Raw genomic sequence first — 16,062 nt, forward strand, 5'->3', positions numbered from 1 at the left:
GCAATAGTCTATCTTTATATTGCAATTCACAGAATTAATTCTAAGGTCTAGGATCGGCGCTCGTACAGAGTTGATAACGACTCGCTCAGGAGACAACATGCAAAGACGCCCCTTGTTCATGGCTGCCGCAATGGCAGCCTGCCTGCCATTCACTGGCGCATACGCCCAGGAATTCCCTCCCAAAAAGCCCGTCACGATGGTCGTCGGCTTTGCTGCAGGTGGGTCGGCAGATATCGCAGCACGCATCATTGCCAAGAAGCTGACCGAAAACATTGGTCAAAGTGTCATCGTTGAAAACAAACCCGGCGCTGGTGGCAACTTAGCGCATGCTCAGGTCGCTCATGGTCCTGTCGACGGCTCAGTATTGCTCTTCGGTTCTATTGGTCCACTGAGCATCTCGCCCCATTTCATGAAGGTGAGCTACGACCCGCTTAAAGATCTCGCGCCAATCACTATGGGCGTGACCTTCCCCAATGTTCTTGTAGTGCCTGCAAGCAGAGGGATCAAATCCTTGGGTGAGTTTGTTGCAGCTGCTAAGCGTGAGCCGGGCAAGCTGGATTTCGCATCTACCGGCCCGGGATCGGCGGCCCACCTGGCAGGTGAATTGCTCAACGACATCGCCAAGATCGACACAGTGCACATTCCCTATAAGGGCGGAGCTCCTGCGTTGCAGGATGTGTTGGGCGGACGCGTAAGTTCTTTCTATGCAGCTCCACCCACCGCTTTGCCACATATCGAGTCCGGCAAACTTATTCCGTTGGCGACCACTGGATTGACGCGTCCAGCCTACTTACCCAATGTACCAACCGTTGCAGAGACCTATCCTGGATTCAATGCGACTAACTGGTATGCATTCGTTGCGCCTGGGAAAACGCCTAAGCCTTTGCTGGATCGATGGAATGTCGAACTTGTCAAGGTATTGAATACACAGGAAGTGCGAGCGAACCTGCTGAAGCACGGCCAAACTGCATCTCCTACATCTCGCGAAGAATTGACAAAATTCATATCTTCAGAGAATGAAAAATGGGGCCGCATCATCCGCGAGCGAAAAATTACGGCAGATTGAATGGGATCGGAATCACTCTTGGGTCAACGCACACAACCTCAGTTGATGTCCTTACTGCAGCATCCGATCAGCGGTTAGGCCAGTCTCAGGTTGCCTCTACCGAGGCTGGGGTAGCACCGAATAGAACAAAGGGCTGGGGGTGCCATTTTTTCCACTCAGCCCAGCAAATTCTGTTTGCAAAAAAATCCAGAGGCAGCTATGGGTCGGTCAGCGACAGTCGCAAATTGGTTTCTTGTTGCCGATGATTTGACCACTCTATGCACCATTGGTGCACCATGAGATTTCAGAAGTTAATTTAACTATTGAAAATCAGATAGTTATAAATTTGCATGTCCAGTCCATCATCGGCGCCACCGACATGCACCACATGTTGCTATCTAGTTGTTTTTTAACGGCTTGTTCGGTTTTCATACTATGAAAAGTGCCTTGTGGTGCACTAAAAATTTACCCTGTTTTGCCGGGTTTTTTGATGCTGAATGCTGCATTGGTGCACTACGAATTTCATGGAGCACTGATGGGGCCCATCACCTTGAGAAAGAGTGCCAAGGGCGTTGTAGCGTTCAGGGCTCAAATTCGCTTGAAAGAAGACTTACTCAGAGTCCAAGACGTTCACGCGGCGTGCCCTTGTGCAGGAATGGTTACGCCGCCGCGAATCGGAGATCGAGGAGGCTCAGTCCACTGGCCAGCCTATGCAAGGTCTCGTAACTCTCAAGCACATACTGCAGGATTATGTCAGCGATGCAAAAGGCATCGTGGCATGGGGCGGTCCACTTTTGTGTATATGAGTCAGTCCAGCGATCGTCGCTTGCGAATCTACAAGCCGTCACCAGCATCCCGCCCATCAAACTTCTACAGCATTGCTTTGATATGAAACAAAAAATGCTAGGATCGCGCCGCTAGCGCCAACTTCAGCACTAAAGACACATAACTTAGCAGAAGTATTCGCTTGCTCAATCCAATGAGCAGGTCGAAAAGCTATTGCGTTCGATGCAGCAAGAGGTTCTGGAGAGTGAGCTAGTCATTCCTCCCGTGCCTGAAGAGTACTCTGCTGCTGTAGTGAATTTTCATGAGTTAAGCGTCTTGTCCCAAACATCGATCACTAGTGATTCCTCTGCGCTGCGGGGTAAGCACGTACCCTGGCCTTGGCTATGTACCTTAGCCGCAATTGCCCTATTTTTTATCCTTCTGGGGCACAGCGGCCGACGAGTTGCTCAGTTGCTGGTACTCATGGTGCCTGTACTCATTTGGCTGGCATGGCCCATGCGCAGTCCTGTTTGGATAAAGGCTCGACATTTTCTGGCTTTTATCTGGGTGATGCTTTTTGCACTAGACGGCGCCATTCGTGCTTATTTGATGGAGCTGTACGAATCGTCGCCAGAGGGGGCTATGGTTTTAGGTGCTATTGCCAATACCAACTGGCGTGAAAGCTCCGAATATCTATCAATGCACTGGCATAGTGTCGCGCTTATTTGCTGCGGCCTCGCCTTAGTCGCTTTGCTTGTGTGGCATATCACAGGGCGAAATGTCTTCAGGGGCGTGCGCAAAGATAAAAGACTCGTAGTGTTTACGTTGATTGTGGTGCTTGTGTGTGTGGTAGCGTATCTAAGCAAGCCTTGGCGCAGGCTGCATCCCGCTGTATTTTGGACTCAGTGGGTTCACTCCGCTAACAATCTAAAAGCCAGCTTGGCTGATCAACATGTTGAGCGAGCAAGGTTGCTTGGTCTCGCTATTCAAGCAAAGCCAGTCTTGACGAGCGCTGGACCGTCGACCGTTGTGCTAGCTCTCAGCGAAAGCATTAATCGAGACAACCTGTCGCTATATGGATATCTAAGGCAAACGACACCTCAGCTTCAAGAGCAACAGAGGAATTCAGGGGATCAAATGACCGTGTTTCGCAATGCGTGGTCTGTTGATTCCAGTACCCTGCCAGCGGTGCGCAACTTGTTTGGCTTTGGTGCCCCGAGCTCAACGCAGTCCCATCACTTGATCGCACTGGCTCGAGCTTCAGGCTACAAAGTTTGGTGGATCAGCAATCACGATGATGTCGGTATCGAGCAGCAGCATGCCCGGCTGGCTGATATCGTGCAGATGGTGAATCGCTCGCCGGGGCGTTCCTCTGTATCTCTGGACGGGGAAATGCTCGATGAGCTGAAGTCAGCTCTTGATGCACCTTCCGAGCGCAAATTTATTGTGGTTCACATGCTGGGCGCTCATCCGCATTACAGCCTGCGTTACCCCAAAGGTCAGAATCCATTTGATGATGAAGTAGATGCCATTGAGGCGTCGCTGAAAAGCAAAGGCACATCCTTGTGGGTGCGCCGACAACGCCAAGAGTATGATGCAGCGCTGCTGTATCACGATCATATCGTAGCGGAAATGCTTCGCCTCACCAAATCCGTGACCCCGCCTAAAGGTAAGGTCGCATGGATGTATTTGTCAGATCATGGTCAGGAAGTTGGGCATGTCCGTAACCATGCAGGACACAGCTCAAGCACTGAAGCCGGCTACCGTATTCCCGCCATTATTTGGCAAGCGCCGTCGTCGGAAAGCCCGCCAGAGGGCGTTTCAGAGAGGCCATTTCGTTCGGATTGGGCCGCATGGACTGTAGCTGATCTGCTTGATATCCACTGGACCCCCCAACCGCTGGAGCGCAATGTTTTGAGCAATCCCTATCAATGGGAAGAGCCGCGCTTGCCAATGGCTGTGAACTCTTTCACAAAGTGAGTTCTTCATGCGATGAACGACAGCTTATAGCTGGTTACTGCACCTCGTAGTCTGCTCCTGCATGCTGTAGCTGAGAGCGGCACCAGGTTCAATCTATCGGTTAGCACGGAACAGATTTCCATTCCTGCTCAGCCTGACCTTTCTTTTGATCAATATATGCAGCCAGTTTGCTCGCATCCCCAAACCACTAGCTCTTGTTAGACCTCAGTCGATAAATAAGTATGGGTAATGCTAGCTTGTTTGCGGCTTTGGCTTTGCACTTGGGGCTCAGGCCGAAGAACGCCATGCAGCATTTCTCCAGTGATATGTTCGCATCATCTTAGATTGCCAGCAATGCAAGTGTTTGTTCATGAAGTGGTTTCATACACAAGTCGAAGCTCTGTGACTGCAAACACGTCGTTGGGTGTGTTGAAGAACTGGGCTTTCCCTTCCAGAGGTGATCAGAGATAGGGCGCCTGTCGCGCAGAACAAAGTCCCAGTTGTCTTCCTATTTCCACTTCGAGCTGGATTCCTGTACGAAGTCCACCACGCGCGTCCGGCCCACTAAGCCGCCGCGTTGCAGTTTGTCGTATGCGGGCAGGTTTGCAGGACACGGGCCCATGCTGCCCAGCTCCTGCACGACCTAGTCCTAGTCGATGCGGATCCTTGTCCTTGTCAGGCTGGCGTGGATTAGCAACTCGCTTCATTTAAAACGCCTCTGGCTGAGTTAAGGCCTCTTGAACAGAAGTGGTCCCAGTGGTTTGAACAACTCAACCCAGTGCCTAAGCGAGGTCCTCGGGACTATGCAGCTTGCATTGGTGCAAACGGCAATGCTGCAAAGTACACCTCATCAGGGGTGGCTTGGTGCACGTATTTCGCAATTCCACAGCGTGCGGCACGCACGCTGTCATAGGCTTTAAGGTAGACCTCTTCGTACTTGATGGAACGCCACAGGCGCTCCACAAAGACGTTGTCACGCCAAGCCCCCTTGCGATGTCCATGGCCCAGACTTGATTGGCATGCGTGACCGTCTTGTTGCGCAGCAGATAGGGATAGACCTTGTGCTGCGGATGACGCGCACTGGTGCGGGGCTTGCAATACAGCGGTGTCATGCACATGCGTTTCATCAGCGTCCGTATATGCCTGCGGCCCACTCAATGCCCCTGACGCTGCAGCAGCCCTTTGAGCATGCGGGAGCCTGCAAAGGGATGGGCCACATGCAAAGCATCCAAGCTGTGCATCAACTGCACTTGGCCATCACATGGTGGCTTGCGGCGGTAATAGACAGAGCCTCGGCTGATGCGCATGAGCTGTGCCTGGCGACTGATTGGCAGGCCATGGCGACGGTCAATCATCGCTTGTCGCTGAGCAATCCCGCCTTGCTCAGCGCACCGTGCAAAAAATCCTTCTCCAAGGTCAGCTGTCCAATTTTGGCATGCAGCTTTTTGAGATCCACCGCAGGTGCTGCGGGAGCCAGCGCTGCACCGAAGACATCGGCAGCCAGCTCCTGCAGTAGCCGCTTCCAATCGGCAATCTGGCTGGGGTGGACTTTATACAGCTGAGCCAGCTCAGCCACGGTGCACTCACCGCGCACCGCCTCGAGTGCGACCTTGGCTTTGAAGGTGGCGCTGTGTTTACGTCTTGATTTGATGCTCATAGATCTCTCCAAATTCGGCCCTGTCCCAGGGCCATTTTTACGGAAAGATCTCGCTTAGCTACTTGTTCAAAAAACCGGAGCCACTTCTAACGTTTCATATGAGGTATGGTGAACGGAATAACTCAACAAAAGGAATCGCCTGATGCCCAAGCCAAACTACCAGTTTGAAAAACGTCAACGAGAACTAGATAAGAAGAAAAAGAAGGCTGAGAAAGCCCAGAAGAAAGCTACGGCTCCAGAGGAAAGGTTGCCCTCTGTGGCATCTGAGACGTTGGTTGAAAACAAGTAGCAAAGGCGAAGGTGGTTTACCACTGTCAATTCATCGATGCTGTGAATTTATACATATGTGGTAGAATTAGAATGTTGGGTAAAAAACCTAGTGCCTAAGATAGGTGGCTGGCCCCCGACGTGGAATATCGCGAGGTGGAGCAGTCTGGTAGCTCGTCGGGCTCATAACCCGAAGGTCGTTGGTTCAAATCCGGCCCTCGCAACCATCAAAGCCCCGATCAGTAATGGTCGGGGCTTTTTGCATTGCGGCGGCAAAAATGTCAGCTTCTATGCACGTAGGCGACGGTAGCAGGGAATCCGAACCATTGCGGTAGTGATTCCAAGGGAGACCGAGTCGAAGATTAGGATATCTGCGTATCAAGAGTACTGCTTGTTCTTGTCGCTGCTCGCCCAGCTATCGTCGAAATCCTTGCCTGACTTGATGCTCATGTACATCGAGGAGAGCACATCTACATGAGTTGAGCTGGCAGTTTCTGTTCAATTGGTAAAGAGTGAACCCATGTCCTATATCGATGGTTTCGTAATCGCTGTGCCCACCGCAAACAAGGCGACGTTCATTGTGCATGCACGCAAACTTGACCCGATATTCATCGAGCTGGGAGCCATCCGTGTGATTGGGGGGGGAGGTGATGTCCCCGATGGCAAAGTTACCGACGAGGAAACGGTGGCTTTTTCGTGGGTGGAATGGCCGGACAAGGCTACGGCGAGACGCTGCCATGAAAAAGATGATGAAAGACCAGCACATAGATCCCTCTACGCCCTGCAACCCGTTAATGCCATTAGATGGCTTTGAACAGGTGGTGGAAGTTTGGAAGTTAAGGCCTGAACGAAATGAATGGCATAGGCCGCATTGAGGCGCGACAAGGATGCCATTGCAGATTGACGTTCAAGGCCTCGTGTTACTACTCAATGAAAAAGACATGAGCTTTTCCCTTTCCATTTCTGATTTTTAATGTAACTTACATATAGTTATCTCGTATTCAAAAATCCTCAGTGAACCAACAATCAACCCCTGCTTTTCCAGTTATCGATTGGGGTTCCGTACATCAGAGCAATGTCTTTCTCATAGAACGCCATCAGGTTCTTACGCTTGAGCTTGAGGGTAGGTGTCATCAAGCTGTTATCAATGTTCCATAAATCCTTGACCAGATGAACGGCTCTGGGCACGGCATATCGGGCGAAGCTGCGGGTCTGCTTTTCAATCCGGGCTAATGCCTCACGCTTGGCGGAAGAGTGCTGCAGGCTGATGTCATCTTCTGGATTCAGCCCTAGACTCTTGGCCATCATTTGCCATTCCACAATGTTGACCACGGCTACACAGGCAATAAATGGAGCGTCTTCGCCCACCACAAAGACCTGCTCAAACAAAGGATCGACCATGATGGCCTGCTCCACATCATTGGGCGGAACCTTTTCGCCAGTCGATGTGACGATAATTTCCTTGATTCGCCCTTTGATGCGAATGCGACCGTTTTCAATGGCTGCCTGATCACCCGTTTTCAGCCATCCATCGGCGGTGAATGCCTTGGCAGTATCTTCAGGGCGATTCCAGTAGCCTTGCATAACGACAGGGCCTGAAATCTGCAGCTCCTGATCTTCGCCAATGCGAGCTTGAATACCAGGCAGCACTTTACCTACCGTATCAGGCCAGTTGTCATCCAGCCCATTGGCGCTGACGACGGGAGCTGTTTCCGTCATGCCATAGCCTTGCACCATGGGCAGTCCCAGGCCTAGAAAACTTCGCGCAATTGTTGGGGAGAGCGGGGCTCCTCCGCTGACGGCGATACGCAAGCGCCCGCCAAATTGGGCAAGCAAGGGCTGTGCCACCAGTTTGCGTAAAAGCCAAGCGGGTATCAAAGAGGCCCAACGACAGGGGCTTTGCTCCGTGTTTTGGGTGTTGAAAAAGGGAATGCCTTGCTGGGCGCAGAAGGTGCGCCAGCCTCTATCAACTGCCGCCTCAAACAGCTTGTGCTTATTGGGGCTCAATGCCAGCGTTTCCAGCACCTTCGCGTACACACGCTCATAGATGCGTGGAACAGAGATCAGCACTGTTGGCCTGATGTTTTTCAAATCCTGAGAAAGCAAGGCCACAGAGCGGGCGTATGCCACGCAGGAGCCCGTGGCCACGGCCAAGTAGTAGCCCGTGGTTCTTTCGAATGTGTGGGACAGGGGGAGGAAGGAGAGAAAAACATCTTCAGGAAAAGCAATCACTCTCTGCATGACGGCGTGCACATCGCTGACCACGTTGTCATGCGTGAGCATCACTCCCTTGGGTTTACCCGTCGTGCCTGAGGTATAGACGATGCACGCCAGATCAGTTTTCTGGGGCAGAGCAGGGAGATTAGCGCTACTTTTTTCGCCTGTCTGTAGCCATGCAGACAAGGCAATCACGGGTTTGGCACGCAGGGCTCTAACGGCGTCTTCAGAACCATCTGTCTCTGCCGGGCGGCCTTTCGCTGTGCTCTCTTGCGTGGCTTGCTGGGTGTGGATGATGGCTTGTAACGCTGGTAAGTCCTGACCTGTGGCGCAGATACGATCCCAAGCCGTGGTTTCGGCAACTACCAACAATGAAGCGCCTGAGTCCGCAAGAATGTAGGCAATGCTTCCGGCGTTATCAATGGCGTGCAGCGGTACGGGTACATAGCCGCAGCGCAGGCAGGCTTGGTCGATAGAAATGGCATCAAAACCATTGGGTAGCAAGATGGCAACACGTGCGCCTTGGGGCTGGCTGGATGCGCAAAGCGCTCGGCTCCAACGCGCAACGCGGACGGCCGTGTCAGCCCACGTCAAACTTTTCCAGTGGTTGGCGCGTTCATCAAATTCGCGATAGGCCTCGCCATCGGGAGTAGTGCGGACCCGGATGCCCAGAAGCTCTGGCAAGGTCTGAGCTTGCCCAATCGTCAGACTGGTGGTCAGAGCTTGCAGGCCCAGTACATCGGTCACACTTTGATGATTCATACACTTAACCTTCAGAAAGCAGGCCGGTTGCTGCCTCGTGAATGATAGCGGTCTGCAAAAATGAAATAAATATGTGCGGTCTCAGTCGCTTAATTAGCAGCGCCTAGCGGAATATCGACCTGCTGATAACACACGGCAATGTAGTGATGTAGACGTTGCTGCTCGTCACGTACTGAGGTTAAGGAAATCTGGTGGTTATGGCCATCATGGCGCATGGTGCAAGAGCCTTGCCAGTGTCCGTTACGGCCAATTGCAGTCCAGATTTCACGCCACTGCGTACCTTCTTCATCTTGAATAAACAGGCTGACGAATTCCTTGTTCTTGGCAATTTTGCGACTCAGTCCACTGATGCGTTCAAAGGCTGGGTTGATATCAACCATTTTGCGGTTGGCATCCAGTACCACCATGCCTTCATAGGAATGGTCAAAAACAGTGGCCGCAATATGCAACTGGCGCTCTGTTCTTTTGCGATCAGATAAATCGGTCAGCAGACCAACATAAATACGCTGGCCACGTGCTTCGGCCTGACTTAATGCCAAGCGCAGTGGCACCAAGGTACCTTGCTTGTTCTGACCAAGTACTTCAGAAATTTTGTTTTTCAGAGGCGCAGCGGCATTACGCTGACCTGCTTCATGGCGATCAAGATAATGATCATGTTGGCTGGACAACGCTTGAGGCATGAGCATTTTTACATTCTGGCCCAGCACTTCCTCTGCGGCCCAGCCAAAAATGGCTTCAGCAGCCGGGTTGTAATCGGTAACGCGACCATTGTTATCGATGCAGATAATTCCGTCAGCTGCCATATTGACCAAGGCGCTCAGACGGGCCTCATTCATATCCACTTTTTGCCAGTGCGTGCGGTAATGAATCAAAGCGTTTGCCTGTGCAATCAGGCCGCCAATTGCAAGGGTAATCAAGGCAATGGTCAGCGAAAGAATCAGCTTGTCATTGGTTGGGGGCATGCTGTGGTTGCCGTGATCGGCAGTCACCCGCAGCGCCAGCATGGCGATGTAATGCATGCCTGCAATGGCACCGCCCATGATGAGAGCTGCCAGCGCTTTGCGCAGCGTGGCATGCTTGACTCTAAAACGCATCAGGCCAAAATGCACCCAGAGTGCCAACGTTGCCAGTGCTACTCCCACTATCAGTGAAACAGCAAACCAGAAGGGGGAGTATTGATAAGGCGACTGCATGCGCATGGCTGCCATGCCGCTGTAATGCATGGTGGCAATGCCAACGCCTACAATTAATCCTCCAAGCACCAGCTGTTTGAAGCTGAGTTCATTACGTGACAGCAAGGTAATGGCAACCGCTGAGGCCGCGATGCCGGGCAGAATGGACAGAATCGTCAATAAAAGTTCGTAATGAACAACACCATGTAAAGAATAGGCCAGCATTCCAATGAAATGCATGGCCCAGATTCCGGTGCCCAGCGCCAGCGAGCCTCCCACAATGGACCAGCAGCGTAGCTGCGGTGTAACGGCCTGACGTGCAAATGCCGCAAGGCGTAACGCCTGACCCGAAGCAATACAGCAAACAGCCAGCGACAGCAAAACGAGAAAGGGATCGTGTTCGCCTTGTTGCAATTGTGCTTCAGGAGATGGAGTCCAAAAAAATTGCGCCTGCATGAATAGTCTTCTTGAAAGAATGAAAGCACATTCAGTTACTTTCCCTAGGATCGCACAAATTAGGTAATCCTATTTACTTAATTTGTAGGATTAATCCTAGGCTGCCTTCAAAAACGCTGTCAAAGACGATTGTTCACGAATAGAGGCGTACAAGGTGATGCTTGATTTAAATCGCGGCTTCCAGTCCATTGGAAAAATGCTGCTTTACCGCGTTCATGGCAACTTGTGGCTTGCGTTGCAGCAGCGCCAGCATGATGGCATCGTGCTCGGCCAGAGAGTCCTCAATTCGGCCTTGCTTAAATAGCGATTTGTGGCGGTTGAGTTTCATCACCTTTCGCAGGTCGGCCACGAGCTGATTGCGCCAGCGGTTGTTGGCAACATCCAGAATCTGCATGTGAAAGCTTTCGTTGAGCGCGAAAAAGCGCTCAGCGTCAGCCGTATGCCGTTTGAGTTCTTCGTGGGTCTGCTGCAGGCGCTGCAGCTCTTCATCGGTGGCCTTGCCAGCGACTTCTGAGGCTGCATCGGCCTCCAGCAGGCTCAGCAGGTGGTAGACGTCCGCGATGTCCTTGCGCGAAACCTCAGTCACATAGGCACCGCGGCGCAATTTCATGGTCACCAGACCTTCAGCGGCAAGAACCTTCAATGCTTCACGCAAGGGAGTGCGACTGATGCCGTATTCCTCGGCAATCTTGAGTTCGTCAATCCAGGCACCAGGCTCCAGTTCTTGCTGAAAGATACGTTGGCGCAACTGCTCAGCGACCTGTTCATATAGCGCGAGGGGTGTAAGCATTTTGGTCGTCATTACGGGCAATTATATGCGCAAGTATTTTGAATTCATAATTATGAATCATGTACACTTGCTGCAAATAGGTAGTTCACCGCAATTCCAACCTTCACTGCGCGCACCGCAGACGAGAGACAACATGAGCCAAGAGAACGCGAAACAGGGCCAACAAGAATTTGCTGCAGCAGATCTGCAAGCCTGGACAAAGGCTGCGAACAAGGTATCGCCCGGCGGTGATATCAACAACCTGAACTGGGTCACGCCTGACGGCATCACCGTCAAACCCCTGTACACGGCTGAAGACACCGCAGACCTGCAGCACACCAACACGCTGCCGGGCTTTGCCCCCTACATTCGTGGCCCGCAGGCCACCATGTATGCAGGCCGCCCCTGGACGATTCGCCAGTACGCTGGTTTCTCTACCGCTGAAGAATCCAACGCCTTCTACCGCAAGGCACTGGCTGCCGGTGGCCAGGGCGTGTCTGTCGCTTTTGACCTGGCCACGCACCGCGGCTACGACTCCGATCACCCCCGCGTGACGGGCGACGTGGGCAAGGCCGGCGTGGCCATTGACTCGGTCGAGGACATGAAGATCTTGTTTGACCAGATTCCTCTGGACAAGGTGTCAGTCTCCATGACCATGAACGGCGCCGTGCTGCCCGTGCTGGCAGGTTACGTGGTTGCGGCTGAAGAGCAGGGCGTGTCGCAAGACCAGCTGGCAGGAACGATTCAGAACGACATTCTGAAAGAGTTCATGGTGCGCAATACCTATATCTACCCGCCCAAGCCGTCGATGAAGATCATTGGCGACATCATCGAGTACACGAGCACGAACATGCCCAAGTTCAACTCGATCTCGATTTCGGGCTATCACATGCAGGAAGCCGGTGCCAATCAGGCGCTGGAGCTGGCCTTTACGCTGGCCGACGGCAAAGAGTACGTGAAGACCGCCATCGACAAGGGCATGGACGTGGATGCCTTCGCCGGCCGCCTGTCCTTCTTCTGGGCGATTGGCATGAACTTCTACCTGGAGATCGCCAAAATGCGTGCCGCACGCCTGCTGTGGTGCCGCATCATGAAGGAAACCGGCGCCAAGAATCCCAAGAGCCTGATGCTGCGCACTCACTGCCAGACCTCGGGCTGGTCGCTGACCGAACAGGACCCGTACAACAACGTGGTGCGCACCACCATCGAAGCCATGGCAGCCGTGTTTGGTGGCACCCAGTCGCTGCACACGAATGCGCTGGATGAAGCCATTGCACTGCCCACTGAATTCTCGGCCCGCATTGCCCGCAACACCCAGCTCATCATTCAGGAAGAAACCCACATCACCAATGTGATCGACCCCTGGGCCGGTTCCTACATGATGGAAAAGCTGACCCAGGACATGGCCAACGCCGCCTGGAAGATCATCGAAGAAGTAGATGCCATGGGCGGCATGACGGCTGCTGTGGATAGCGGCTGGGCCAAGCTCAAGATCGAAGCCGCGGCTGCTGAAAAACAGGCTCGCATTGATTCTGGCAAGGAAGTCATCGTTGGTGTCAACAAGTACAAGCTGGCCAAGGAAGACCCCATCGAAATTCTGGATGTGGACAACGTCAAGGTCCGTGACAGCCAGATTGCCCGTTTGAATAGCATCAAGGCAAAGCGCGATACAGCCCAGGTGGAGCAAGCGCTGGCAGCTATCACTTCTGCAGCAGAGTCCGGTGAGGGCAATCTGCTGGATCTGGCCATCAAGGCCGTGCGCCTGCGCGCTACGGTGGGTGAAGTCTCTGATGCGATGGAAAAAGCCTTTGGCCGCCACCGCGCTGATACGCAAAAGGTGACCGGTGTGTACGCTGCCGCTTATGACTCCGCCGAAGGCTGGGACAAGCTCAAGGAAGAGATCAACGCCGCTTCTGAAACACTGGGTCGTCGCCCTCGTGTGATGGTGGCCAAGCTGGGCCAGGACGGTCACGACCGTGGTGCCAAAGTGGTGGCTACCGCTTTTGCCGACCTGGGCTACGACGTGGACATGGGCCCGCTGTTCCAGACACCCGAAGAATGCGCTCGTCAGGCCATTGAGAATGACGTGCATGCCGTGGGTGTCTCCACGCTAGCTGCGGGTCACAAGACTCTGGTGCCCGCCATCATTGCCGAGCTGAAGGCTCAGGGCGCGGACGACATCATCGTCTTTGTCGGTGGCGTGATTCCAGCGCAGGACTATGACTTCCTGTACAGCGCAGGCGTCAAGGGCGTGTATGGCCCCGGCACCCCCATTCCTGCCAGCGCCAAGGATGTGCTGGAGCAAATCAAGAAAGCCAACGGCATTTAAGCCCCGGCGTATTGACAAGCAAGATAGCAAAGGCGAACACGAAGTGACACCTGAGCAAATGCAAGACGGCATCCTGCATGGCAACGCTGCCGTGCAGCGCCGGGCGATGGCCAAGGCCATCACCTTGCTGGAATCCTCCCGCGCCGACCACCGTGAGCAGGCCGATGGCTTGCTCACGGCCCTGCTGCCGCACACGGGCAAGGCATTTCGCCTTGGCATCAGCGGGGTGCCGGGCGTCGGTAAATCGACGTTTATTGAAGCGCTGGGTATTTACCTGATTGGCAAGGGCCTGCGCGTGGCGGTGCTGGCGATTGATCCATCGTCCTCGGTCTCTGGCGGCTCCATTCTGGGTGACAAGACCCGCATGGAGCATCTTTCCATGCGTATGGAAGCCTATATCCGCCCCAGTCCGTCCAGCGGGACTCTGGGCGGTGTGGCCGAGAAAACGCGTGAAGCCATGCTGGTCTGCGAAGCCGCAGGCTATGACGTGGTCATCATCGAGACCGTGGGCGTGGGCCAGAGCGAAATTGCCGTGCATGGCATGGCCGATATGTTCTGCGTGCTGCAGCTACCCAATGCAGGCGACGATCTGCAAGCCATCAAAAAAGGCGTGATGGAGCTGGCTGACCTGGTGGTCATCAACAAGGCCGACATTGATCCCAAAGCTGCCATGCGTGCGCAGGCACAAATTACATCGAGCCTGCGTTTGCTGGGCATGCATGGCAACCCGGACCACGCCACGCATGGCGCGCTCTGGCAGCCACGTGTGATTCAGATCAGCGCCTTGCTGGGCAACGGGGTGGACGATTTCTGGGCGGCAGTCAGCAGCTTCAGAGACATGCAGACCACCAACGGCCGCCTGCAACTGCGCCGCGAAAAGCAGTCGCTGGCCTGGATGTGGGAGCGCATTGACTTTGGCCTCAAGCAGGCGTTTCGCCAGCACCCGCAGGTCAAGGCCATGCTCCCCGTCCTTCAGGGCGATGTGGCCGCAGGCCGTATTGCGGCTAGTACCGCAGCAAGAAATCTACTTCTAGCCCAAATGCAGTAGGCGCTAGCAGCTCTTATTACCATAGCATCGCATTACAACTTGCGAGACAAGCAACCCAAATCACGATAGAGGACAAGCATGCAAGACGATATCCTGAAGCAGCTGGAAGCCAAGCGAGAACTCGCGCGGCTGGGTGGGGGACAAAAGCGCATCGACGCACAGCACAAAAAGGGCAAGCTCACGGCGCGCGAACGCATCGAGCTGCTGCTGGACGACGGCACGTTTGAAGAATGGGACATGTTCGTGGAGCACCGCTGCACGGACTTCGGCATGGAAGAGACCAAGATCCCAGGCGACGGCGTGGTCACCGGCTACGGCATGATCAATGGCCGTCTGGTCTTTGTGTTCAGCCAGGACTTCACCGTGTTCGGTGGTGCCTTGTCTGAAACCCATGCCGAAAAAATCTGCAAGGTGATGGACCAGGCCATGAAGGTAGGCGCTCCCGTCATCGGTCTGAACGACTCCGGCGGCGCGCGTATTCAGGAAGGCGTGGCCTCTTTGGGAGGTTACGCCGACGTGTTCCAGAAGAACGTGCTGGCTTCGGGCGTGGTGCCACAGATCTCCATGATCATGGGCCCATCGGCCGGTGGCGCGGTGTACTCGCCCGCCATGACCGACTTCATCTTCATGGTCAAGGACTCGAGCTATATGTTCGTGACCGGCCCTGAAGTCGTGAAAACCGTGACCCACGAAGAAGTCACGGCCGAAGAGCTGGGCGGCGCCATCACCCACACCACCAAGAGCGGTGTGGCCGACATGGCATTCGACAACGACGTGGAAGCACTGATGATGCTGCGCCGTCTGTACAACTACCTGCCTCTGAATAACCGGGAAAAGGCTCCGGTCCGCATCTCCACTGACCCCGTGAACCGCGCCGACATGTCGCTGGACACGCTGGTGCCCGACAACGCGAACAAGCCTTACGACATGAAGGAGCTGATCGCCAAGACCGTGGACGATGGCGACTTCTTCGAGCTGCAGCCCGAATACGCCAAGAACATCATCATCGGTTTTGCCCGCATGGCTGGTCAGACCGTGGGCATCGTGGCCAACCAGCCCCTGGTGCTGGCCGGTTGCCTGGACATTAAGTCCTCCATCAAGGCGGCGCGTTTTGTGCGTTTCTGCGATGCGTTCAACATTCCCGTGGTCACTTTTGTCGATGTGCCCGGCTTCATGCCCGGTACCAGCCAGGAGTACGGCGGCATCATCAAGCACGGTGCCAAGCTGCTGTACGCATACGCTGAAGCCACCGTGCCGAAAATCACCGTCATTACCCGCAAGGCCTACGGCGGCGCGTACGACGTGATGGCTTCCAAGCATTTGCGTGGTGACGTGAACCTGGCCTGGCCCCATGCCGAAATCGCCGTGATGGGTGCCAAGGGCGCGGTGGAAATCATCTTCCGCGAAGACAAGAACGATCCCGTCAAGCTTGCCGCCCGCGAAGCAGAGTACAAAGAACGCTTTGCTAACCCCTTTGTTGCCGGCGCTCGTGGCTTTATCGACGACGTGATCCAGCCACATGAAACGCGCAAGCGTATCTGCCGCAGCCTTGAGATGCTGAAGAACAAGCAGCTCGAGAATCCGTGGCGCAAGCACGGCAACATCCCTTTGTGAAA

General features: G+C 54.2%; 9 protein-coding genes, 1 tRNA gene and 2 pseudogenes. 8 read left to right on the forward strand and 4 right to left on the reverse strand.

Translation table 11 applies throughout. From position 1 onward, the window contains the following. Positions 1-97 precede the first annotated feature (97 nt). Both CLU84_RS08655 and CLU84_RS08665 read left to right on the forward strand, forming a co-directional pair. A complete protein-coding gene (locus CLU84_RS08655) occupies positions 98-1,066 on the forward strand; it encodes a tripartite tricarboxylate transporter substrate binding protein (RefSeq protein ID WP_099736850.1) in 969 nt (322 codons plus the stop codon). 1,260 nt (positions 1,067-2,326) lie between these two features. After that, positions 2,327-3,790 (forward strand): phosphoethanolamine transferase, encoded by a 1,464-nt coding sequence (locus CLU84_RS08665; protein WP_233209981.1) that lies wholly within the window; start codon positions 2,327-2,329, stop codon positions 3,788-3,790. A 780-nt stretch (positions 3,791-4,570) separates the two neighbouring features. Here the strand turns inward: CLU84_RS08665 and CLU84_RS08670 are convergent. Then, positions 4,571-5,426: pseudogene (locus CLU84_RS08670) on the reverse strand (helix-turn-helix domain-containing protein). A 142-nt stretch (positions 5,427-5,568) separates the two neighbouring features. On the opposite strand from CLU84_RS08670, the gene CLU84_RS22170 reads away from it, so the two are divergent. The 3 genes and pseudogenes from CLU84_RS22170 to CLU84_RS08680 all read left to right on the forward strand — a co-directional run bounded on the left by CLU84_RS22170 (position 5,569) and on the right by CLU84_RS08680 (position 6,568). Continuing rightward, entirely contained in the window at positions 5,569-5,715 is a 147-nt protein-coding gene (locus CLU84_RS22170) for a hypothetical protein (protein ID WP_199173709.1), read from the forward strand. Between the two features lie 128 nt (positions 5,716-5,843). After that, positions 5,844-5,920 (forward strand) — tRNA-Met (locus CLU84_RS08675). A gap of 293 nt (positions 5,921-6,213) precedes the next feature. After that, positions 6,214-6,568 (forward strand): annotated as a pseudogene (locus CLU84_RS08680) (DUF1428 domain-containing protein). Between the two features lie 151 nt (positions 6,569-6,719). Here the strand turns inward: CLU84_RS08680 and CLU84_RS08685 are convergent. The 3 genes from CLU84_RS08685 to CLU84_RS08695 form a co-directional block, all read right to left on the reverse strand. Further along, positions 6,720-8,672, reverse strand: coding sequence for a long-chain fatty acid--CoA ligase (locus tag CLU84_RS08685; protein WP_099736853.1), 1,953 nt, complete (start codon positions 8,670-8,672; stop codon positions 6,720-6,722). An 89-nt stretch (positions 8,673-8,761) separates the two neighbouring features. Next, complete coding sequence (locus CLU84_RS08690) at positions 8,762-10,300, reverse strand: MHYT domain-containing protein (RefSeq protein WP_099736854.1); 1,539 nt, start codon at positions 10,298-10,300, stop codon at positions 8,762-8,764. A gap of 166 nt (positions 10,301-10,466) precedes the next feature. Next, positions 10,467-11,102 carry a GntR family transcriptional regulator gene (locus tag CLU84_RS08695; protein WP_099736855.1) on the reverse strand — a complete coding sequence of 212 codons (636 nt, stop codon included), beginning with the start codon at positions 11,100-11,102 and terminating at the stop codon, positions 10,467-10,469. 121 nt (positions 11,103-11,223) lie between these two features. On the opposite strand from CLU84_RS08695, the gene scpA reads away from it, so the two are divergent. The 3 genes from scpA to CLU84_RS08710 all read left to right on the forward strand — a co-directional run bounded on the left by scpA (position 11,224) and on the right by CLU84_RS08710 (position 16,060). Continuing rightward, positions 11,224-13,398, forward strand: a complete 2,175-nt coding sequence (scpA, locus tag CLU84_RS08700; protein ID WP_099736856.1) for a methylmalonyl-CoA mutase — start codon at positions 11,224-11,226, stop codon at positions 13,396-13,398. A 43-nt stretch (positions 13,399-13,441) separates the two neighbouring features. After that, positions 13,442-14,446 carry a methylmalonyl Co-A mutase-associated GTPase MeaB gene (gene meaB / locus CLU84_RS08705; RefSeq protein WP_199173710.1) on the forward strand — a complete coding sequence of 335 codons (1,005 nt, stop codon included), beginning with the start codon at positions 13,442-13,444 and terminating at the stop codon, positions 14,444-14,446. A 78-nt stretch (positions 14,447-14,524) separates the two neighbouring features. Next, complete coding sequence (locus CLU84_RS08710; RefSeq protein ID WP_099736858.1) at positions 14,525-16,060, forward strand: acyl-CoA carboxylase subunit beta; 1,536 nt, start codon at positions 14,525-14,527, stop codon at positions 16,058-16,060. The last annotated feature ends 2 nt before the right edge of the window (positions 16,061-16,062 follow it).

Origin of the sequence: Comamonas sp. 26 (assembly GCF_002754475.1) — a bacterium.
GTDB lineage: Bacteria > Pseudomonadota > Gammaproteobacteria > Burkholderiales > Burkholderiaceae_C > Comamonas.